Below are 21,257 nucleotides of genomic sequence, written 5' to 3'. Positions count from 1 at the left end.
CGATCCAGTCGACCCTTGGACCCTCGGGCCGCAGGATGTGGGCGATTGCCGATCTGCAGAATGTCCTGGACGGCAAAGCCTCTCTTTAAACCGCTTCGACTTCAAGGGCCGGAAGCTTCGCCTTCTCCCGCACGAACTCTTCGAGCCGCACCAGCTCCTCGCGCAAGGCATCGATTCGGCGGGGTTTGTAGTGCTCCTCCATGCTGCTGACCGAGTGGCCCATGATCTGCTCAACGGCCCCCGATGGGCACCGAGCCGCTTCGCCCACCAACGAGAAAGTGCGTCGCAGGCCATGGGGGGTCAGGTGCTTGATTTTTGCGTGCTCAATCACAGGCGCGAGCGACTTGCGGGCATCTTGCACGTACCCGAGTTTCGATCGCGGAGCTGCGAAGACGTACGGGTTCTGGTCGACTTTTGGCATGCTTTTGATAACGGCCTCGAACCATTGCGCGAGCGGAATTTCACGAGTGCGGTGAAGCGTCTGCGTGCTTTTGTCAGCGATCGTGAGTTTCTTCAAATCGAAGTCGATGTCGGACCACTTCAAAGCTGCAAGCTCTTGACGCCGTGCGCCGGTGATCAGGAGCCCTGTCAAGTAGCCGGCCATCGTGCGATTGGGCAGCTTCGACACGCCTTCAAAGAACTTTTCGAGCTGCACGATCTCGACGAAATCCAGCCGGCGCACGCCGGTTTTAGATGGCAGGTTGTCTTGCACAGTCGGTGACCGCGCAGGGTTTCCATTGATCAGGCTTTTGTACTCGCGCTCTCGCGATGCCCAGCGAAACATCCCGCTCAGGCTCTCGGCCGCCTTGTTCACGACGGCGTACCCAGGCGGGTTCACGCCGGGCTCGCCGCGGAATCGTTCTCCAATCCTGTCGAGCTCGTCGCCCAGGATGTCGGCCAGGGCGTCATCGTCGAATTCACCGATTGGAATGTCGCGGGCAACGAACAGCGGCCCTTGAACTGTGCGCCTTTCTCCACAGCGCGGGAACATCTCGCCGCCTTCGTGCATGGCTGATTTCAGCGATCGCAGATACGTCGGCGCCCATGGCCTGCCCCTCTTGCCGACACCTCTGGCGATGTAGGCCTCCCACACCTCTCCGACAGTGATCTCGATCCGCGACTTCGCCGCAATGGCCTTCGCAGTCTCGGCCTCCCGATCTTCGCGCTCCAGCTTCGGATGGATCCCTCGGTCGATGAGCGTGCGCATCCTGCGCGCTTCTTCTTGTGCCGCTGGGATCGTCCAGGTCTGGGTGTTGCCGATCACCAGGTTCACTGCTTTGCCAGCCATTGAACCAACAAAGAGGAACGCTGGCTTGCCACGGGGCCGAATGCGAACGTACAGGTTGGGCGTGTCGGCATCGATCAGGAACCCTGGGTTCTTGTCGTCCACGGGGCGGAGGTCAGCGATGCGCTTGACCGACAACTTCACTTTATTAGTCATGCCTCGATCATCTCTTACCTTGGCCCCTCAAGGTAAGGCCAAGGTAAGGAAATTTGAGCGACGCCGATCAACGCGATCCAAACATTAGTTCACCTAGAATCGTCCCCTCACAGGAGAAATGCCTCTGAAAGGCCTCCAAAACAACACCGATCAACACCGGAAACTTTTCATTCGTAATGAGAAGGTCGGGTGTTCGATTCATCTCTCCGGCACCAGTCAAAAAAGCCCTGATTCGCAAGAGTCAGGGCTTTTTTCATGGGCGGTCGCGGCCCTATCCATTCCCGCGCCTACCGGCAGGCCCTGCCCTTTGCGGCGACGCCCAGGCGGGTCGCCGAAGCACGGTCCAAGGCCTCCTACAAGCTGCCGCCATGCATCCGGCTAGACTTCCGGCATCGTCCTTCGGGATGCCTTAGAGGAGTTGGATTCGCATGTTCATCAAGGCTTCCGTCGCGCTGTGCTGCGCGGCATTCGTTTCGTGTGGCGCTTCGGCGTTCGAACTGGCCAAGTATCCGCAGGTGTTCAGCGGCCCGCAGGGCCTGGAAGTGGCCCTCGCCCCGAGCCGCGACGGCAAGGAGGCGCTGGTGCGGGTGACCGGCGTGAACCACCCCATCGATGCGGTGGTGCTGCTGGCCCAGCGCGAGCAGCGCGGCAACGGATCGGAAGCCTTCGTCACTCCGCTGGATGGCCGCCCCTACACGCTGGTGCAGAAGCAGCGCGGCGCCTACGGCAGCGACCAGACCCTGGCCTACCTGCCTGGGCAGCGCGACGGCATCGCGCTGAGCTACGACGAAAAGAAGAGCAAGGCGCTGCAGCCGGCAGCCCTGCTGTCCACTTACGAACAGCAGAACCGCGAAGGCGTGCAGAACCTGCTGGCCCGCTTCGACAAGGACAAGAGCATCGCGCAGGCCAAGGCCGCGCTGCAGCGCAAGGATGAAACCGCCAGCGAATCCTGCGGCAGCCAGGTGAAGACCACGGTGGACTGGTCGTCTATCTCCGAGCAGCAGTTCAAGGCCCTAAGCATCGCGGGCTACTGCGGCGAAGTGGCCGCGCAGCTGGGCGCCCTGTGCAACGCCACGCCGGCCTTCAAGACCAAGGCGGCCGACCTGGGCCAGATCAGCTGCCGGTTCGGGCCCGAGCTGAAGCTGCGCGCCGAAGGCCGGCAGCTGGTCTTCACCACGCAGGAAGACGCGCCCAACCAGGGCGAATTCGTGCAGCAGTTCCTGCGCAACCAGTAAGAACGTGACCACGTTCTCAGCGCCCATCGGAGCGCTGAAGGCCGCCGTCAGTGGCGCGCAGCAGCGCTGGCGTGCAGGCAGATGGCGGCAGCGGCGCCGACGTTCAGCGACTCCTCCCCGCCCGGCTGGACGATGCGGATGTGCTGCGTGGCCCGCTCCTGCAGCGCGGCCGACACGCCCTGCCCTTCGTGGCCCATGATCCAGCCGCAGGGCCAGGGCAGCGCCGCCTGGTGCAGATAGCTGCCCTGGTGCGAGCTGGTCGCCAGCAGCGGCAGCTCCAGCGTGTCGATGTCGGCCGGCTCCAGCCCTTCGACCAGCCGCAGCGCGAAATGCGCGCCCATGCCGGCCCGCAGCACCTTGGCGCTCCAGAGCGCCGCCGTGCCCTTGAGCGCAGCGATCTGCCCGAAGCCGAAGGCCGAGGCGCTGCGCAGGATGGAGCCCACGTTGCCGGCGTCCTGCAGCCGGTCCAGCACCACTGTGGCCAGGCCCGGCTGCACGGCCTGCGCCGGTGGCAGTTCCAGCACGAAGCCCATGCGTGCGGGCGACTCCAGCCCGCTGACGTCGGCCCAGAGGGCATCGTCGATCACTATGTTTTTAATAGCAGCCTGCCCATATTCATGCTGGGCTGCAGGCCAGAAAGACTCGGCAAAGACGGCAATGGCCGGCCGCTGGCCGCGTTCCAGCGCGGCGCGGCAGAGATGGTCGCCCTCCAGCCAGAGACGGCCCTGCTTGCGGTAGGCCGTGCTGTCCTGCGCCAGGCGCCGCAAGTCCTTGACGAAGGCGTTGTCGCGGGAACGGATGGGGATCAGCGGAGCGGTCATGCGATGGAGGGAATCAGTCGAAGAAGCGGGCTGGCATTCGGAAAGGACTGCCGACGGCGCCAAGAGCCAGGTCGGCGATCAACGGAGTCATGCGTGCGCCGGCTGTGCGCAAGGCTGCTGTGCCGGCGCCTGCGGGGCGATGCGGTCGGCGGAAGCCGCCAGTGCCCGCGCCACCGGAGCGAACGAGCGGCGGTGCTCCGGGCAGACGCCATGTGCGCGCAGTGCCTCCATGTGCTCGGCCGTGCCGTAACCCTTGTGCGCCGCGAAGCCGTACTGCGGATAGCGTTCGTGCAGTTGGGCACACCAGCGGTCGCGCTCCACCTTGGCGAGGATCGAGGCAGCCGAAATGGCCTGCACCAGCGCATCGCCCTTGACGATGGCCTCGGCAGGCACGTCGAGCGGCGGAATGCGGTTGCCGTCCACCAGCACCAGCACGGGCCGCAGGCGCAGGCCCTGGACGGCGCGGCGCATGGCGAGCATCGTGGCCTGCAGGATGTTGATGCCGTCGATCTCATCGACGCTGGCCTCGGCCACGCTGCAGCACAGCGCCTTGGCGCGGATCTCGTCGTAGAGCGCCTCGCGGCGCGCGGCGGTGAGGACCTTGGAGTCGGCCAGACCGGCGATGGGGTTGAGCTCGTCCAGGATGACCGCGGCCGCCACCACGGGCCCGGCCAGCGGGCCGCGCCCAGCCTCGTCCACGCCGGCGACGAGGCCCGGCGGGTGCCACGGCAAGGCGCACTGCTCAGGCAGCGGCAAGGATTTTCTGGATCGCATCGGCGGCCAATCGGGGGGTGTCGCGGCGCAGGCTTTCGTGCAGCGCGGTGAACCGCTGCTGCAGCGACTGCAACACGGCGGGCTCCTGCGCGGGCGCGTCGAGCCAGCGCTGCACGGCGGCGGCCAGCGCCTCGGGCGTGGCGGCATCCTGCAGCAGCTCGGGCACGACGAAGTCGCGGCACAGGATGTTGGGCAGGCCCACCCAGGGCTGCAGCTGCTTGCGGCGCATCAGCCGCCAGCTGATCGGGTGCATGTGGTAGCCGATGACCATGGGGCGCTTGAAGAGCGCGGCCTCCAGCGTGGCCGTGCCGCTCGCGATCAGGGTGCAGTCGCAGGCGGCCAGCACGGTGTGCGACTGCCCGGCGACGATCTGCACCGCACCGGCCACGCCGCATTCGCGGGCGATGGCTTCGATGCGTGCATGCAGGGCCGGCACGGCGGGCACTACGATCTTGATAGCAGGCCGCGCGCGCAGAAGCAGGGCTGCCGCCTGAAAGAAGGGTTTTGCGATGTAGGCGACCTCGGCCGAGCGGCTGCCCGGCAGCACGGCCAGCACCTCATCGTGCGCCGCCAGGCCCAGCTGGGCGCGAGCGGCCAGGCGATCGGGCTCCATCGGGATCACATTGGCGAGCGGATGCCCCACGTAGGTCGCGGCGATGCCGTGGCGGGCCAGCAGTTCGGGCTCGAACGGGAAGATGCACAGCACATGGTCGGCGCTGCGGCGGATCTTCTCCACGCGATCGGCCCGCCATGCCCAGATCGACGGGCAGACGAAGTGCACCGTCTTCACGCCGCCTTCGCGCAGCGCGGCTTCCAGGCCAAGGTTGAAATCGGGTGCATCGACGCCGATGAACACATCGGGTCGCGCACCCGGCGCCTCAAGGCGCTGGCGCAGCTGCTTGCGGATCGCCAGGATGCCCAGCAGCTTGCGCACCAGCTCGATGCTGTAGCCGTGCACGGCCAGGCGTTCGCTAGGCCACCAGGCCTCGAAGCCGCGCCGTTGCATCTGCGGGCCGCCGATGCCCTGGGCCGCGAGGCCGGGCCACTTCTCGCGCAGCCCGTCGAGCAGCAGGCCGGCCAACAGGTCGCCGGACGTCTCGCCGGCCACCATCGCGATGCGAGGTGTATCTTGCATGGCTGCGCGCACCCGGTCAGCGCGCAATGCCGCGCGTGGAGGATGCGATGAAATCCCGCAGCAAGGCGATGTCGCCTGCGGCTTCAGGGTGCTCGGCCGGCAGCGCCTCCAGCGCCTTCAGTGCAGCGTCCAGCGTCAAGCCCTGGCGGTAGAGCACGCGGTGCGCCTGCTTGATCGCCGCGATGCGCTCGGCCGAGAAGCCGCGCCGGCGCAAGCCCTCCACGTTCAGGCCCCGCACGGCGAGCGGATTGCCGTCCACCATCATGAAAGGCGGCACGTCCTGCGAGATATGGCTGGCGAAGCCGGCCATCACATGGGCACCGACATGCGTGAACTGGTGGATGCCCGTCAGGCCGCCGATGATGGCGTGATGGCCCACGGTGACGTGGCCGGCGAGCGTCGCGTTGTTGGCCAGCACGGTGTGGTTGCCCACCACGCAGTCGTGCGCGATATGCACGTAGGCCATGATCCAGTTGTCGTCGCCGACGGTGGTCACCGACCGGTCCTGCGTCGTGCCGGTGTTGAACGTGCAGAACTCGCGGATGGTGTTGCGGTCGCCGATGACCAGTTCCGTGGGCTCGCCGGCGTATTTCTTGTCCTGCGGTGCCGCGCCCAGCGAGGCGAACTGGAAGATCCGGTTGTCGCGCCCGATGGTCGTGCGGCCTTCGATCACGCAATGCGGGCCCACCGAGGTCCCCGCCGCGATCGAGACGTGCGGCCCGATGACCGCATACGGCCCGATGCTCACGGAATCATCGATGCACGCCGCCGGATCGACGATGGCTGTGGAATGGATGTTGCTCACTTACCCGCCGCCTCAGCCCGTCAGACGACAGAACGCATCGTGCACATGATCTCGGCTTCGCAGGCCACGCTGTCACCCACGCGGGCCACGCCCTTGAACTTGTAGATGCCGCCCTTGATGCGGTCGAGATCGACGTCCAGCAGCAGCTGGTCGCCCGGCTCCACGGGGCGCTTGAAACGCGCGCCGTCGATGCCCACGAAATAGAACACCTTGTCGTCGCCGGGCGCCTCGCCCATCATGTCGAACGACAGCAGGCCGGCGGCCTGGGCCAGCGCTTCGAGGATCAGCACGCCGGGCATGACCGGGCGCGCCGGGAAATGCCCCGTGAAGAAGGGCTCGTTGATGGTCACGTTCTTGAGCGCACGAATGCGCTTGCCCCGTTCGAGCTCGACCACCCGGTCCACCAGAAGAAACGGATAACGGTGGGGCAGGAGCTTGAGAATTTGGTGAATGTCCATCATTGCTGGAGCGGCCTAGCCGTCCTTTCGAGTTTGTTTTTCCAGGGCCTTGATACGTTCGCGCAGCGAGTGCAAGTTGCGAAGCGTGGCCGCGTTCTTTTCCCACTTGGCATTTTCGTCCATCGGGTACACGCCGGTGTAATGGCCGGGCCGTGTGAGCGAATGGGTGACCACCGTATTGGTGGACACATGCACGTGGTCGGCCAGCTCCAGGTGTCCCAGGATCGAGGCCGCCCCGCCAATCGTGCAATACGCGCCGATGGTCGTGCTGCCCGCCACACCCGAACACCCGGCCATGGCCGTATGCCGCCCGATGCGCACGTTGTGCGCGATCTGGATCAGGTTGTCGAGCTTGACGCCCTCTTCGATCACCGTGTCTTCCAGCGCGCCGCGGTCGATGCAGGTATTGGCGCCGATTTCCACATCGTCGCCGATGCGCACCGCCCCCAGCTGCTCGATCTTGACCCACTGGCCGCGCTGCGGCGCGAAGCCGAAGCCATCCGCGCCGATCACGACGCCGGGATGGATCAGGCAGCGCTCGCCGATGCGGCAGCCCTCCCCCACCGTCACCCGCGACTTCAGCACCGTCTGCGCGCCGATGCGCGCACCGCGCTCGACCACGCACAGCGGGCCGATGGTGGCGGACGGATGCACGTCGGCCGCTTCATCCACCACCGCAGAGGGATGGATGCCGCCCTGCTGCTGCGGGGCGTGCTCACGCTTCCAGAGCTGCGTCGCCCGGGCGAAATACACGTAGGGCTCGTCGGTCACGATGCACGCGCCGCGCGCCAAGGCGGCCTCCCGCATCGCGGGAGCCACAATGACACAGGCCGCCCGGGAGGCGGCCAGTTGCGGCTGGTATCGCGGGTTGTTCAGGAAAGAGAGGTCGCCCGGCCCCGCAGAGTCGAGCGGCGCGATGCGCAGGATTTCCACCCCGCCATCGGCCCCTTCCAGTGTCCCGCCCAGCGCATCGACGATGTTTCCAAGCGTCAGGCTCACGGGCGGAAACCCGCCCTGCAGGCCGAATTACTTGGTTGCAGCGCCATTGCCAGTCGAAGAGGCATTCAGGGCCTTGATCACCTTGTCGGTGATGTCGTACTTGGGGTTGATGTACACGGCTTCCTGGAGGATCACGTCGTACTTTTCGGTCTCGGCAACCTGCTTGACCACGCGGTTGGCGCGCTCGAGCACCTGGCTGAGTTCCTCGTTCTTGCGCGAGCTCAGGTCTTCCTGGAATTCGCGGCGCTTGCGCTGGAAGTCGCGGTCCTGATCGACCAGCTGGCGCTGGCGGGCGGTACGCTGGCTTTCGGCCATCGTGGGCGCGTCGCGTTCGAACTTCTCGGTCGCAGCCTTCAGGGCGTTGCCTTGATCGACCAGATCCTTCTCGCGGCGGGAGAACTCCTGCTCGAGCTTGGCCTGTGCCGCCTTGGCGGTATTGGCCTCGCGGAAGATGCGGTCGGTGTTCACGAAACCGGCCTTGAAATCGTCGGCATGGGCTGGCACTGCAGCGGACAGCGTGCCCAGCAGGAGGACCAGGGGAATATGGCGGGAAAGAGATTTCATTAGAAAGACGTTCCGATCTGGAATTGCAGTTTCTGGATTCTATCGCCGGCGAACTTGCGCACCGGCTGTGCATAGGCGAGGCGCAGCGGACCGAGCGGGGATATCCAGCTCAGGCCCAGGCCCGTGGAGACCCGCATCTGGCTGAAATCCACCTTGTCGTTTTCGCCATAGACGTTGCCAGCGTCAACAAAGGTGAAGACGCGCAGCGTGCGGTCGTTGCCCGCGCCGGGGAACGGCGCGATCAGCTCCGCGTTCAGGGTGACCTTCTTGGGGCCGCCCAGCGAGGCGCCGGTCACGTCGCGCGGACCCAGCGTGCCCTGGTCGAAACCGCGCACGGAGCCCAGGCCACCGGAGTAGTAGTTCTTGAACACCGGGAACGGACGGCCGTTCAGGCCGGAGCCCCAGCCCAGTTCGCCATTGAGCGCGACGGTGAACTTCTTGTTCAGCGGCAGGTACTGCTGCACCTGGTAGTTGGCGCGGACGTAGCGGGCATCGCCGGCCACCGACCAGTCGGAGTTCACGCGCTGGTAGCGGCCCGAATTGGGCGCCAGGGCGCTGTCGCGGTCGTCGCGCGACCAGCCGATGGTGAGCGGCACGGCGTAGCTGGTGGCGCCGTAGGTGTCGGAGTAAGCCAGGTAGGCCGCCGGGATGTTCGTGCCGGCCTTGATCTCGGTACGCTCCAGGCCGCCGCCGAAGAACACGGTGTCGGTCTCGCTGAACGGCACGCCGAAACGCACGCTTGTGCCGGCCGTGACCAGCTTGTAGTTGCCGCCCTGGTCTTCGTAGGGCTTGTCGGTGCGGTAGTACAGGTCCAGCGTGCGCGAGACGCCGTCCTTGGTGAAGTACGGGTCGGTGGTGCTGAACACCAGGGTGCGGCGGTACTTGCTGGTGTTGACGTCCACGCCCAGGTAATTGCCCGAGCCGAAGACGTTTTCCTGCTTGATGCTGAACGACAGCGAGACCTTTTCAGCGCTGGAGAAACCCGCGCCCAGCTGCAGCGAGCCGGTGGGCTTCTCGGCCACATTGATGACCAGATCGACCTGATCGGGCGCGCCGGGGACTTCCTGCGTCTCGACGTTCACTTCGGTGAAGTAGCCCAGGCGGTCCACCCGGTCGCGCGAGAGCTTGATCTTGTCGCCGTCGTACCAGGAGGCCTCGTACTGGCGGAATTCGCGACGGATGACTTCGTCGCGGGTGCGGTTGTTGCCGCTCACGTTGATGCGGCGCACATAGGCGCGGCGCTGCGGTTCCGCACGCAGCACCAGGGCCACGCGGTTGTTCTCGCGGTCGATCTCGGGCACGGCCTCGACACGCGCGAACGCGAAGCCGAAGTTGGCGAAGTGGTCGGTGAAGGCCTTGGTGGTTTCGGCGACCGTGTCCGCGTTGTAGGGCTCGCCCGGACGGATGGTGACCAGCGACTTGAACTCGTCGTCGCGGTCCAGGTAGTTGCCTTCCAGCTTGACGCCGGAGACCACGTACTTCTGGCCTTCGTTCACGTTGATCGTGATGGTGATGTCCTGCTTGTCGGGCGAGATGGCGACCTGCGTGGATTCGATGCGGAATTCGAGGTAGCCGCGCGACAGGTAGTACGAGCGCAGGGTTTCGAGGTCGGCGTTGAGCTTGGCGCGCGAGTAGCGGTCGGACTTGGTGTACCAGCTGAGCCAGCCGCCGGTGTCCTGATCGAACAGGCCCTTGAGCGTGGATTCGCTGAAGGCCTTGGCGCCGACGATGCGGATGTCCTTGATCTTCGCGGGCTCGCCTTCGGTCACGGTGAAGGTGAGGTTCACGCGGTTGCGCTCGATGGGGGTGAGCGTGGTCACCACATCGACGCCGTAGAGGCTCTTGTTCAGGTACTGGCGCTTGAGCTCCTGCTCGGCGCGGTCGGCCAGTGCCTTGTCGTAGGGCCGGCCTTCGGCCAGGCCCACGTCGCGCATGGCCTTCTTGAGGGTGTCCTTGTCGAACTCCTTGGTGCCGACGAACTCGACATCGGCGATGGTGGGGCGCTCTTCGACCACCACCACCAGCACGTTGCCGGAAGCCTCCAGGCGCACATCCTTGAACAGGCCCAGGGCGAACAGCGCACGGATGGCGGCAGCGCCCTTCTCGTCGTTGTAGTCGTCGCCCACGCGCAGCGGCAGGGATGCGAAGATCGTTCCGGGCTCCACGCGCTGCAGGCCCTCGACGCGGATGTCCTGCACCTTGAAGGGTTCCAGCGCCCAGGCGGCGTTGGCGGACAGGATCATGGCGGCCACGGCCACCGCTCTGCGCACGCCCATGCGATTGATGTGTTTTTTCATGAAAAGAAGCTGAAGCCGATGCTGCGTGACAGGTGCGGCAGGAAGTTAGCCAAACAGGCGGGTGACATCGTTGAAAAGGGCAATGGACATCATCAGGAGCAGCACTGCGACACCGCCGCGCTGCAGGCGATCCATCCAGGCTTCCGATACGCCCTTGCCCGTCAAGCCTTCCCAAAGATAATACATCAGGTGCCCACCATCGAGGACGGGCAGCGGCAGCAGGTTCAGCACGCCCAGGCTGACGCTGATCAGCGCCAGGAACGCCAGGTACTGGGTGAGGCCCAGGCTCGCGGAGCGGCCCGCATAGTCGGCGATGGTGAGCGGCCCGCTGAGGTTCTTCAGCGAAGCCTCGCCGATCACCATGCGCCCCATCATCTTGAGCGTGAGCATCGAGACTTCCCAGGTGCGCGTGGCACCCTTCCAGATCCCTTCGAGCGGGCCGCTGCGCACGGTGACGAGCTGGGGCGGCGCGCCCACATAGGCGGCAATGCGGCCGATGGGCACGCCGCCGTCCAGATGCATTTCGGGCGTGACCTGCACGGTCATCGGCTGGCCGCCGCGCTCGATGCTCCACGGCTGCGCCAGCGGCTTCCCGTCGCGCACGGAGGCACGAATGAGGTCGCGCAGCTGCTGGCCGTCCACCACCGGCGTCGAGCCGATCTGCCGCACCACGTCGCCTTCGCGCAGACCGGCACGCTCGGCCGCGCCGCCGGGCATCACGCCACCCAGCACGGGGCGCGTCCAGGGCCCGACGATGCCGATCTTGCGAAACAGCTGGGCGTCGGCCTCGCGGCTCCCCATCTGCGCCAGTTCCAGCATGTACTGGCGCGGAGCCGTGCCCGATGCGGGCTGCACTTCGAGCCGGAGATTGTTGCCGTCCAGCGCGCCACGCGTGAGCAGCCAGCGCAGGTCTTCGAACGAGCGCACGGGCTCGGCCTCGTCGCCATCCAGCGCGCCGCTCAGCACCAGGTCGCCGCCCTGCAGGCCGGCACGCTCGGCCACGGAGCCCGCCACGGGGCTGGCGAGATAGGCCTTGGGCTCCTGGATGCCCAGCCAGCTGACAGCGGCATACAGCACCACGGCCAGCAGCAGATTGGCGACCGGGCCGGCCGCGACGATGGCAGCGCGCGAACGCAGCGGCTGGTTGTTGAACGCCAGGTGGCGCTCTTCTTCGGGCACGGGCGCCTCCCGCTCGTCGAGCATGCGCACGTAGCCGCCCAGCGGGATGGCGCCGATCACGAATTCGGTGGGCGAGCCCTGAGGCTGCCAGCGCAGCAGCGGCTTGCCGAAGCCGATGGAAAAGCGCAGCACCTTGACGCCGCAGGCCACGGCGACCCGGTAGTGGCCGTACTCATGCACCGCGATCAGCAGGCCCAGCGCAACGACGAAAGCCGCCAAGGTCAACAGCATGGGGAGGGTGTCCAGCGAGGGTCAGTGGGACGAAGCCAGCCGCTCCGCCACCTGGCGGGCCGCGCTGCGGGCCTGGGCATCCAGGGCCATCAGGGCTTCGAGCGAATCCGGCTTGGAGGGCAGCACCGCCTCCAAAGTTGCAAGGTTGAGCTGATGGATCTGGTCGAAGCGGATACGGCGGCCCAGGAAGGCCTCCACGGCCACCTCATTGGCGGCATTCAGCACGGCCGTGGTGCCCGGGGCCGAACGCAGCGCCTGCCAGGACAGGTGCAGGCCGGGGAAGCGGACCGCATCGGCCTCTTCGAAGGTGAGGCCGGCCAGCGCTGCGAAGTCCAGCCGCGCCGCACCGCTTTCGATCCGCTCGGGCCAGGCCAGGCCGCAGGCGATGGGCACCCGCATGTCGGGCGTGCCCAGCTGGGCGATGATCGAGGCATCGACGAACTGCACCATCGAGTGGATGATCTGCTGCGGATGGATGACGACCTTGATCTGCTCGGGCGCCAGATCGAAAAGCCAGCGCGCCTCGATCACTTCGAGGGCCTTGTTCATCATGGTGGCCGAATCGACCGAGATCTTGCGCCCCATCGAGAAGTTGGGGTGGGCGCAGGCCTCTTCGGGCGTGACGCCCCGCAGCGTGCCGGGGTCGCGCGAGCGGAAGGGGCCGCCCGAGGCGGTGAGCAGCACGTGGTCGATGCGGCGCGCCCAGGTGGATGCATCTTCCGGCAGGCTTTGGAAGATGGCCGAATGCTCGCTGTCGATGGGCAGCAAGGTGGCGCCACCGGCCTTGACCGCGGACATGAACACTTCGCCGCCCACCACCAGCGCTTCCTTGTTGGCCAGCAGCAGGCGCTTGCCCGCGCGCGCGGCGGCCAGGCACGGGGCCAGCCCTGCCGCACCCACGATCGCCGCCATGACGAGATCGACGTCGGCATGGGATGCTATCGTTTCAAGAGCATCAGGCGCTTGAATCACCTGCGTGGACAGCCCATTGGCCTGCAACTTGTCGGCCAGCAGGCGGGCGTGCTCGGCGCTGGCCATCACGGCGAAGCGGGGCTGGAAGCGGGCGCACTGCGCCAGCATCTGCTCGACCTGGGTGGCAGCGCTCAGGGCGAAGATTTCATAGCGGTCCGGGTGCCGGGCCACCACGTCGAGCGTGCTGGTACCGATGGAGCCCGTCGATCCCAGAACGGTGAGGCGTTGTTTCATGCAAAAGCGAAGTGAGAAAGCATCATGGCCAGAGGCAGCGTGGGCAGCAGCGCATCCACGCGGTCCAGCACGCCGCCATGGCCCGGCAGCAGCGCACTGCTGTCCTTGACGCCGGCGCTGCGCTTGATGAGCGACTCCACCAGGTCACCGACCACGCTCATGGCCGCCATGAAGAGTGCGCCGATCAGCAGCAGCCACCAGCCGGACGCGGCAAGGCGGGTATAGAGGCTGGGCACGGCAGCCTGGAAGCGGGCATCGGCCGCCACCCAGGCGAAGGCCAGCACCAGCACGCCGGCCATGCCGCCCCAGGCCCCTTCCCAGCTCTTGCCGGGACTGATGGCGGGCGCGAGCTTGCGCCGAGTGAAGCGCAGGCCGAAGGTACGGCCGGCGAAATAGGCAAAGATGTCGGCCACCCAGACCAGCACCAGGATGGACATCAGGAAATTGATGCCCGCCATGCGCGCCTGCACCACCGCCACCCAGGCCATCCAGAGGGCGAGCAGGCCCCCCACGAGACGCAGGGCACGCGGCACGCGCGGCCAGCCGGCCACGCCCGCATGCAGCAGCCAGGACGAGCCCAGCACCCAGGCAGCGCCGCCGATGGCCCAGAGCCAGGGATGCGGCTGCAGCAGCCCGCCCGAGCCCCAAGTCAGGCCGCACATCGCCACGCAGACGGCGCCGATGGCCACGGCGCCCGCGCCGTGGATGCCGTTGAGCCGGGCCCATTCCCAGGCGCCCGCGGCCATCAGCACCAGCACGACGACGGTGAACGGAACGACGGACGGATAGAACAAGGCCGGCAGCAGAATGGCCAGCAGCACCAGGGCCGTGATGACACGCTGTTTGAGCATGGAAGGCCCCTTGAATGTGGGTGAAGAAAAGAGGAACGCGAAGAGCGTACGGGGGCGCTCAGGCGCCCAGGACGCCGGCCTGCGCGTTGGCCCCGACGACCTGCGCGGAAGTCCGCCCGAACCGCCGCTCGCGTTGATTGAAGGCGGCGATGGCTTCGTCCAGCGCGGCTTCGTCGAAGTCGGGCCAGAGGCGATCGCTGAAGTACAGCTCGGAATAGGCCGCCTGCCAGAGCAGGAAGTTGCTGATGCGCATCTCGCCGCCCGTGCGGATGACGAGGTCCGGGTCCGGCACATGGGCCAGGCCCATGGTGGTGTGCAGGCTGGCTTCGGTGATGGGCTCGCCCCGCGCCGCCAGCGTGGCGGCAGCCTGCGCGATGTCCCAGCGCCCGCCGTAGTTGAAGCACACGTTCATGATCAGGCGCGTGTTGTGGGCCGTGGCGGATTCCGCCGCGCTCAGGCTCTGGCGCACCTTCTCGGACAGAGCCCCCTTGTTGCCCACGAAGTGCACGCGCACGCCGTCCTTGAGCAGATGGGGGACTTCGCGCGCCAGCGCACGGCCGGTGAGGTCCAGCAGGCCGGACACCTCGTCCACCGGACGATTCCAGTTCTCGGACGAGAAGGCGAACACGGTCAACACAGCCACGCCGCGATCGACGCAGGCGCGGGCGCAGCGGCGCAGCGACTCCACGCCCTGCCGGTGCCCGGCCAGCCTGGGCAGGAAGCGACGCGTCGCCCAGCGGCCGTTGCCATCCATCACGATAGCGATGTGTGCGGGAACGGCAGCCGGAGGTGCGGACATGGAATCAGCGTCCCTACTCAAAGAACGGGCGAATCGCATCGACGCGGCGGATTAGACCGCCATGATTTCCTGTTCCTTGGCGGTCACCAGGGAATCGATTTCTGCGATGTGCTTGTCGGTGACCTTCTGGATGTCGGTTTCCGAGCGCTTTTGCTCGTCTTCCGAAGCCAGCTTGTCCTTGACGAGCTTCTTCACGCCTTCGTTGGCATCGCGGCGCAGGTTGCGCACGGCCACCTTGGCGCTCTCGCCTTCGTTGCGCACCAGCTTGGTCATTTCCTTGCGGCGCTCTTCGCTCATGGGGGGCATGGGCACGCGGATCAGGTCGCCCATGGAGGCCGGGTTCAGGCCCAGGTCGCTTTCGCGGATGGCCTTCTCGATCTTCGCGCCCATGCCCTTTTCCCAGGGCTGGACGCTGATGGTGCGCGAATCGATGAGCGACACGTTGGCCACCTGCGACAGCGGCACGAACGAGCCGTAATACTCGACCTGCACCGAGTCGAGCAGCGCGGGGTTGGCGCGGCCGGTGCGGATCTTGGAGAGGTTGTTCTTGAAGGCCGCGATGGATTGGTCCATCTTGGCTTCGGTGTTCTTCTTGATGTCGGCGATGGTCATGTTGTGTTCCTTGCATGGGCCCGCACGCGAAGTGCGGAGCCGGTCTTCAAGCGTACACCAGCGTGCCTTCGTCTTCACCCATGACCACGCGCTTGAGGGCGCCGTGCTTGACGATGGAGAAGACGCGGATGGGCAGCTTCTGGTCGCGGCACAGCGCGAAAGCCGTCGCATCCAGGATGCCCAGGTTGCGGGACATGGCTTCGTCGAACGACAGCTTCGTGTAGCGCGTCGCGGACGGGTCCTTCATCGGGTCGGCCGTATAGACGCCGTCCACCTTGGTGGCCTTGAGCACGACCTCGGCGCCGATCTCGGCGCCACGCAGCGCGGCGGCCGTGTCGGTCGTGAAGAAGGGGTTGCCGGTTCCGGCGGCGAACACCACCACCTTGCCCTCTTCCAGATACTGCAGCGCCTTGGGGCGCACGTAGGGCTCGACCACCTGCTCGATCGCGATGGCGGACATCACGCGGGCCGTGAGGCCCTGCTTGTCCATGGCATCGGCCAGCGCCAGGGCATTCATGACCGTAGCCAGCATGCCCATGTAGTCGGCCGTGGCCCGGTCCATGCCGACCGAGCCGCCGGCCACGCCGCGGAAGATGTTGCCACCGCCGATCACCACCGCCACCTGCACACCCATGCGGGTGACTTCGGCGATCTCTTCGACCATGCGGACGATGGTGGCGCGGTTGATGCCGAACGCGTCATCCCCCATGAGGGCCTCTCCAGACAACTTGAGCAGAATGCGCTTATGGGCTGGAGCGGCGAGGGTCATGAGGGTTTCTCCGTGAGGCAATGCAGGTTTCTGAAAGGGGGTTGGAACCGGAACGCCGATCAGGCGGCGGACTTGGCGGCGGCGACCTGGGCAGCCACTTCGGCTGCGAAGTCGTCCACCTTCTTCTCGATGCCTTCGCCCACGACGTACAGGGTGAAACCCTTCACGGTGGTGTTGGCAGCCTTGAGCATCTGCGCCACGGTCTGCTTGCCGTCGGCGGCCTTCACGAAGACCTGGTCGGCCAGCGAGACTTCCTTCAGGTACTTCTGAACGGCGCCGTCGATGCGCTTGGCGGTGATTTCCGCGCTTTGCGCAGGCTTGCCGGCAGCGATCAGTTCCTTGTTGGCTTCGTCGGCCTTGCCTTCGGCAACGGCGCGTTCCTTGGCGATCAGCTCGGCGGGCACGTCGGCGCTGGTCAGGGCCACGGGCTTCATGGCGGCGATGTGCATGGCCACGTCCTTGGCAGCGGTTTCGTCGCCTTCGAACTCGACGACCACGCCGATGCGCGTGCCGTGCAGGTAGGAAGCCAGCTTGGCGCCCGAGAAGTGCTTGAAGCGGCGGAACGACATGTTCTCGCCGATCTTGCCGATCAGGCCCTTGCGCACTTCTTCCAGCGTGGGGCCGAAGCCGTCCTGGCTGTAGGGCAGCGCGCCCAGGGCTTCCACGTCGGCGGGGTTGTGCTTGGCGACCAGCTCGGCGGCAGCCTTGGCCAGGCCGATGAAGCTGTCGTTCTTGCTGACGAAGTCGGTTTCGCTGTTGACTTCGATCAGGCCACCGGTCGTGCCGTCGATGAAGCTGGCGACCACGCCTTCAGCGGTGATGCGGGCAGCGGCCTTGCCGGCCTTGGTGCCCAGCTTGACGCGCAGCAGCTCTTCGGCCTTGGCTAGGTCGCCGTCGGCTTCCGTCAGGGCCTTCTTGCATTCCATCATCGGGGCATCGGTCTTCGCGCGCAGTTCAGCGACCATGCTTGCGGTAATTGCAGCCATCGATTCTCTCCAGTTTCGTTCGGTTCGTTACAGACTAAAAGGCTAAAAAAAAGGGGGCTCACAAAGGCCCCGCTTTCATTCGCGACGTCGTCGCGCGGCCGGGACTTCAGGCAGCGGTTTCTTCCACTTCCACGAATTCGTCCGAGCCTTCCTTCGCCACAGCCTTGACCACGTCGTTCACGGCGTTGGCACGGCCTTCGATGATGGCGTCGGCGATGCCACGGGCGTACAGCGTCACGGCCTTGGCCGAGTCGTCGTTACCGGGGATCACGTAGTCGATGCCTTCGGGCGAGTGGTTGGAGTCCACCACGCCGATCAGCGGGATGCCCAGCTTCTTGGCTTCGGCGATGGCGATCTTGTGGAAGCCGACGTCGATGACGAAGATGGCGTCGGGCAGAGCGTTCATGTCCTGGATGCCGCCGATGTCGCGCTCGAGCTTCTCGATTTCGCGGGTGAACGTCAGCTGTTCCTTCTTGCTCAGGCTGTCCAGGCCGCCTTCGAGCTGAGCCTTCATGTCCTTCAGACGCTTGATGGAGGTCTTGACGGTCTTGAAGTTGGTCAGCATGCCGCCCAGCCAGCGCTGGTCAACGAAAGGCACGCCGGCGCGCTGGGCTTCCGTGGCGAGGATTTCGCGAGCCTGGCGCTTCGTGCCGACCATCAGGATGGTGCCGCGGCTGGCGGCCAGCTGCTTGGCGAACTTCTGCGCTTCCTGGAACATCGGGAGCGACTTTTCCAGGTTGATGATGTGGATCTTGTTGCGATGGCCGAAGATGTACGGAGCCATCTTGGGGTTCCAGAAACGGGTTTGGTGGCCAAAGTGGACACCGGCTTCCAGCATTTCGCGCATGGTGACGGACATAGGAATACTCCAAAAGGTTAGGTCTAAAATCCAGCCCCGACATTCGCGCCCACGGCCTGCACGGCACATGAAAGAGCGACACCTTGGGAGGGCTGGTTTGCGATTCGTCTTGCCTCTGGCAGCAGGGCCCCATTGGCCTGCAATCCTCGGCAAAACCCAGGGATTCTAGCACAGCGGTTCAGGCCACCTGCCGCAGCGGCCCGCCCCGGGCCCGCCTGGTGCACTACCAAAACAATAGCTATAGGCGCCCATCGACAGGCGGCCCGGCGGATAATCGCCTCCCTATGCAGATCGCCATCGTCGGAGCCGGTATCGTCGGCACCGCCACCGCCCTTGAACTGGCCCGAGACGGCCACTCCGTCACCGTTTTCGAGCAACGCAGCGCCGCCGCCGAAGAGTCGAGCTTCGCCATCCCCGGCCTGCTCGCCCCTTCCCTGCTCATCCCCTGGACCGTGCCCGGCATGGGCGGGCCGCTCTACCGCCAGATGCTCGGGGCACACGCCACGCTGCGGCTGGCGGGCGGCGGCCGGGCCGCGCTGGCGTGGCTCTGGCGCTGGCGCAAGGCCGCCCGTTCGCTCGCGGCACCCGCCCGTCTCGCCGCGCTGGCACGGCTGGGCCAGTACAGCCTGGAGCGCACCCGGCAGATCGCCGCCGACATGGAGCTCGACGCCGAAAGCAGCCGCGGCACGCTCGTGCTGCTGCGCACCGAGCAGGAAGCGGACACGCTGATGCAGCCGGCCCTGCAGGCGCTGCGCGATGCGGGCGCCACCGTGAACCTGATCGATGCCGACATGGCCCGCCTGATCGAGCCGGGACTGAGCGCAGAGGTGCCGCTCGCCGGCGCGCTGCATGCGCCCGACGGCGAATCCGGCAACTGCCGCCTCTTCGCCCAGATGCTGCGCCACGCCGCCCAGGAGATGGGCGCGCGCTTCCAGTTCCAGTCGCGGGTGCAGGCCATCGCGCATTCGCCCGTCGGGCTGCGGCTGGCAGACGCCTCCGCAGGCGAACTGCGCCGCTTCGACGCCGTCGTCGTCTGCGCCGGCATGGCGAGCGCCGGGCTGCTGCAGCCGCTGGGCGTGCCGCTGCCGGTAAGGGCCATGCACGGCTATTCGATCAGCGCGCCGCTGCGCGACGAATACCACGCGCCGCAGGGCGCCGTGATCGACCCGCTGCACCGCGTCACCATCACCCGCCAGGGCCAGCGCATCCGCGTGTCGGGCGGTGCCGAGCTGGGCCGCCACGGCGCCATCCACCACGAGCCGACGCTGCAGCGGCTCTATCACACGCTGTCGGGCTGGTTCCCGGGCGGAACGCAGCTCTCGTCGCCCCAGGTGCAGGTCTGGCGCGGCGCCCGCCCCACCCTGCCCGATGGCGCGCCCGTGCTGGGTGCCAGCGGCGTGCCGGGCGTGTGGCTGAACGCGGGCCACGGCGCCGCCGGCTGGGCCCAGGCCTGCGGCAGCGCGCGCGTGCTGGCCGACCTGCTGGCGCAGCGCGCGCCGGCCCTCGACGTGCAGGCGCTGGCGCTGCGCCGCTTCTGACCGACTCGCCTGCACGGCAGGCATCGGCACCGGCCCGCGCCACAATGGCCGCATGCTCCAGCGCCTCGCCTTCGACCGCCCCCATCCGCTGCACGACACGGCCACCACCCAGCGGCTGGAAGCCGCGGCCAGCCGTTCATCGCCCGCGCACGCGCTGATGCAGCGCGCCGGTGCGGCGGTGGCGCGGCTAGCCACGGCCATCGCCCCGCATGCGGGCACCATCTGGCTGGCCTGCGGGCCGGGCAACAACGGCGGCGACGGGCTGGAAGCCGCGGCCCTGCTGCACCAGGCCGGCCACCGGGTGGTGGTGAGCTGGGCCGGCCGGCCCGCAACCGCGCCAGCGGACGCCCTCGCCTCCTGGCAGCGCGCCCGTGATGCCGGCGTGCCGTTCCAGGACGACGCCCCCACGGATCTGGGCCCGCATGACCTCTGCATCGACGCGCTGCTGGGCATCGGCCTCTCCGCCGACCGGCAAGGCCGCGCGCCCCAGGCCCATCTGCAGCACCTGCTGAACCGGCTGCGCACGAGCACCGCGCCCGTGCTGTGCGTGGACGTGCCCTCCGGCCTGATCTCGGACACGGGCCAGTTCGCGCCCGGGCTGGCGCCATCCTCCGTCCGCACACGCCCAGCATCGCCCCGGCAGACGTTGTCGCTGCTGACGCTGCACCCCGGCCTCTTCACCGGCCTGGGCCGCGACGAGGCGGGCCAGGTCTGGTTCGACGACCTGGGCGTTGCATCCATGCAAGAGCCGCCCGCCGCCTGGCTTTCCGCACCGGCCCGGCCCAGCACCCGCGCCCATGCCAGCCACAAGGGCAGCCACGGCGATGTGGCCGTGGTCGGCGGCGAAGGGCTCTCGGCGCGTGGCATGGGCATGACGGGCGCGGCCCTGCTCGCAGCCTCGGCCGCGCTGCACGGTGGCGCGGGCCGGGTCATGCTCAGCCTGCTGGATGGCGGCGCCTTGCAGGCCGACCTGCTGCAGCCCGAATGCATGCTGCGCCGTTTCGATGCGCTGGCGCTGGAACAAGCCACCGTGGTGTGCGGCTGCGGTGGCGGCCAGGCCGTGCGCGCGGTGCTGCCCGAAGTGCTGCAGCGCGCGCAGCGGCTGGTGCTGGATGCCGACGCGCTCAACGCCGTGGCCGAGGACGGGGCCCTGCAGCAACAGCTCAGCCGCCGCGCCGACCGGCACGGCAGCGGCGCCACCGTCATCACGCCGCATCCGCTGGAGGCCGCGCGCCTGCTGGGCTCGGACACCGGCAGCGTCCAGGCCGACCGGCTGCAGGCCGCCGCCGCGCTGGCCCGCCGCTATCGCTGTGCTGTGGTGCTCAAGGGCTCGGGCAGCGTGGTGGCAGCGCCCGGGCAGACGCCGCGCATCAACCCCACCGGCAATGGCCTGCTGGCCACAGGCGGCACCGGCGACGTGCTGGCCGGCCTGCTGGGCGCCGCGCTGGCTGCACTGCCCGAGGACGAGGCCGATGCAGCCTTCGAAGCGGCGCTGCGTGCCTGCTGGATGCACGGCGCTGCAGCGGACTCCTGGCCGGCCGGGCAGGCACTGACGGCATCGGCACTGGCGCGGGCACTGGCGCCCTGACGGGCCAGGCACACGAGGCTCGCTCAGGCCGCCCGAGCCCATCCGCACGGCTGAAAAGGCCCCGGCGTCAGCCGGTGCCGAGGGTGTTTGCGGCGGTTTGGCAAACAGAA

20 protein-coding genes are annotated in these 21,257 nt (G+C 67.2%); 3 read left to right on the top strand and 17 right to left on the bottom strand.

Annotation, left to right across the window (positions count from 1 at the left end; genetic code table 11):
- Window positions 1-85 precede the first annotated feature (85 nt).
- Window positions 86-1,441 carry a tyrosine-type recombinase/integrase gene (locus BM070_RS14645; RefSeq protein ID WP_092940158.1) on the bottom strand — a complete coding sequence of 452 codons (1,356 nt, stop codon included), beginning with the start codon at window positions 1,439-1,441 and terminating at the stop codon, window positions 86-88.
- A 428-nt stretch (window positions 1,442-1,869) separates the two neighbouring features.
- Here BM070_RS14645 and BM070_RS14640 point away from each other — a divergent pair, with 428 nt between their 5' ends.
- On the top strand, window positions 1,870-2,676 hold the full coding sequence (locus tag BM070_RS14640; RefSeq protein ID WP_092940157.1) for a hypothetical protein: 807 nt from the start codon (window positions 1,870-1,872) through the stop codon (window positions 2,674-2,676).
- A 47-nt stretch (window positions 2,677-2,723) separates the two neighbouring features.
- On the opposite strand, the gene BM070_RS14635 is transcribed toward BM070_RS14640, so the two are convergent.
- The 16 genes from BM070_RS14635 to rpsB form a co-directional block, all read right to left on the bottom strand.
- Window positions 2,724-3,497, bottom strand: a complete 774-nt coding sequence (locus tag BM070_RS14635) for a TrmH family RNA methyltransferase (protein ID WP_092940156.1) — start codon at window positions 3,495-3,497, stop codon at window positions 2,724-2,726.
- Between the two features lie 87 nt (window positions 3,498-3,584).
- Window positions 3,585-4,271, bottom strand: coding sequence for a ribonuclease HII (gene rnhB / locus BM070_RS14630; RefSeq protein WP_092940155.1), 687 nt, complete (start codon window positions 4,269-4,271; stop codon window positions 3,585-3,587).
- Window positions 4,240-5,406 carry a lipid-A-disaccharide synthase gene (lpxB, locus tag BM070_RS14625; protein WP_092940154.1) on the bottom strand — a complete coding sequence of 389 codons (1,167 nt, stop codon included), beginning with the start codon at window positions 5,404-5,406 and terminating at the stop codon, window positions 4,240-4,242. The genes rnhB and lpxB overlap by 32 nt, the downstream gene beginning before the upstream one ends.
- A 16-nt stretch (window positions 5,407-5,422) precedes the next feature.
- A complete protein-coding gene (lpxA, locus tag BM070_RS14620) occupies window positions 5,423-6,211 on the bottom strand; it encodes an acyl-ACP--UDP-N-acetylglucosamine O-acyltransferase (protein WP_092940153.1) in 789 nt (262 codons plus the stop codon).
- 20 nt (window positions 6,212-6,231) lie between these two features.
- A complete protein-coding gene (gene fabZ / locus BM070_RS14615; protein WP_092940152.1) occupies window positions 6,232-6,672 on the bottom strand; it encodes a 3-hydroxyacyl-ACP dehydratase FabZ in 441 nt (146 codons plus the stop codon).
- A gap of 12 nt (window positions 6,673-6,684) precedes the next feature.
- On the bottom strand, window positions 6,685-7,668 hold the full coding sequence (gene lpxD / locus BM070_RS14610) for a UDP-3-O-(3-hydroxymyristoyl)glucosamine N-acyltransferase (RefSeq protein WP_092940151.1): 984 nt from the start codon (window positions 7,666-7,668) through the stop codon (window positions 6,685-6,687).
- Window positions 7,669-7,695: 27 nt separating this feature from the next.
- On the bottom strand, window positions 7,696-8,232 hold the full coding sequence (locus tag BM070_RS14605) for an OmpH/Skp family outer membrane protein (protein WP_092940150.1): 537 nt from the start codon (window positions 8,230-8,232) through the stop codon (window positions 7,696-7,698).
- The gene (bamA, locus tag BM070_RS14600) at window positions 8,232-10,529 is read right to left on the bottom strand and encodes an outer membrane protein assembly factor BamA (protein ID WP_092940149.1); all 2,298 of its coding nucleotides are present in this window, start codon (window positions 10,527-10,529) and stop codon (window positions 8,232-8,234) included. Before bamA ends, BM070_RS14605 begins: the two co-directional genes overlap by 1 nt.
- A gap of 45 nt (window positions 10,530-10,574) precedes the next feature.
- Window positions 10,575-11,939, bottom strand: a complete 1,365-nt coding sequence (gene rseP, locus BM070_RS14595; RefSeq protein ID WP_092940148.1) for an RIP metalloprotease RseP — start codon at window positions 11,937-11,939, stop codon at window positions 10,575-10,577.
- 21 nt (window positions 11,940-11,960) lie between these two features.
- Window positions 11,961-13,145 (bottom strand): 1-deoxy-D-xylulose-5-phosphate reductoisomerase, encoded by a 1,185-nt coding sequence (ispC, locus tag BM070_RS14590; RefSeq protein WP_092940147.1) that lies wholly within the window; start codon window positions 13,143-13,145, stop codon window positions 11,961-11,963.
- Window positions 13,142-13,996 carry a phosphatidate cytidylyltransferase gene (locus BM070_RS14585; protein ID WP_092940146.1) on the bottom strand — a complete coding sequence of 285 codons (855 nt, stop codon included), beginning with the start codon at window positions 13,994-13,996 and terminating at the stop codon, window positions 13,142-13,144. The genes ispC and BM070_RS14585 overlap by 4 nt, the downstream gene beginning before the upstream one ends.
- A gap of 58 nt (window positions 13,997-14,054) precedes the next feature.
- Window positions 14,055-14,795: a polyprenyl diphosphate synthase gene (gene uppS, locus BM070_RS14580; RefSeq protein WP_092940145.1), complete on the bottom strand. Its 741-nt coding sequence runs from the start codon at window positions 14,793-14,795 to the stop codon at window positions 14,055-14,057.
- A gap of 51 nt (window positions 14,796-14,846) precedes the next feature.
- Complete coding sequence (frr, locus tag BM070_RS14575) at window positions 14,847-15,407, bottom strand: ribosome recycling factor (protein ID WP_092940144.1); 561 nt, start codon at window positions 15,405-15,407, stop codon at window positions 14,847-14,849.
- A gap of 46 nt (window positions 15,408-15,453) precedes the next feature.
- Entirely contained in the window at window positions 15,454-16,176 is a 723-nt protein-coding gene (gene pyrH, locus BM070_RS14570; RefSeq protein ID WP_092940143.1) for a UMP kinase, read from the bottom strand.
- A gap of 59 nt (window positions 16,177-16,235) precedes the next feature.
- Complete coding sequence (gene tsf / locus BM070_RS14565; RefSeq protein ID WP_092940142.1) at window positions 16,236-17,162, bottom strand: translation elongation factor Ts; 927 nt, start codon at window positions 17,160-17,162, stop codon at window positions 16,236-16,238.
- A 106-nt stretch (window positions 17,163-17,268) separates the two neighbouring features.
- Window positions 17,269-18,021, bottom strand: a complete 753-nt coding sequence (gene rpsB, locus BM070_RS14560; RefSeq protein WP_092940141.1) for a 30S ribosomal protein S2 — start codon at window positions 18,019-18,021, stop codon at window positions 17,269-17,271.
- Between the two features lie 284 nt (window positions 18,022-18,305).
- Between rpsB and BM070_RS14555 the strand changes: the two genes are divergently transcribed.
- Both BM070_RS14555 and BM070_RS14550 read left to right on the top strand, forming a co-directional pair.
- Window positions 18,306-19,559, top strand: a complete 1,254-nt coding sequence (locus tag BM070_RS14555) for an FAD-dependent oxidoreductase (protein ID WP_092940140.1) — start codon at window positions 18,306-18,308, stop codon at window positions 19,557-19,559.
- Window positions 19,560-19,611: 52 nt separating this feature from the next.
- Complete coding sequence (locus BM070_RS14550) at window positions 19,612-21,147, top strand: NAD(P)H-hydrate dehydratase (RefSeq protein ID WP_092940139.1); 1,536 nt, start codon at window positions 19,612-19,614, stop codon at window positions 21,145-21,147.
- Window positions 21,148-21,257 lie beyond the last annotated feature (110 nt).

The organism is Paracidovorax wautersii, from assembly GCF_900113035.1.
Taxonomy (GTDB): domain Bacteria; phylum Pseudomonadota; class Gammaproteobacteria; order Burkholderiales; family Burkholderiaceae_C; genus Paracidovorax; species Paracidovorax wautersii.
The sequence above is the reverse complement of the archived record's forward strand: the minus strand, read 5'-3'. Positions and strand labels throughout refer to the sequence as shown.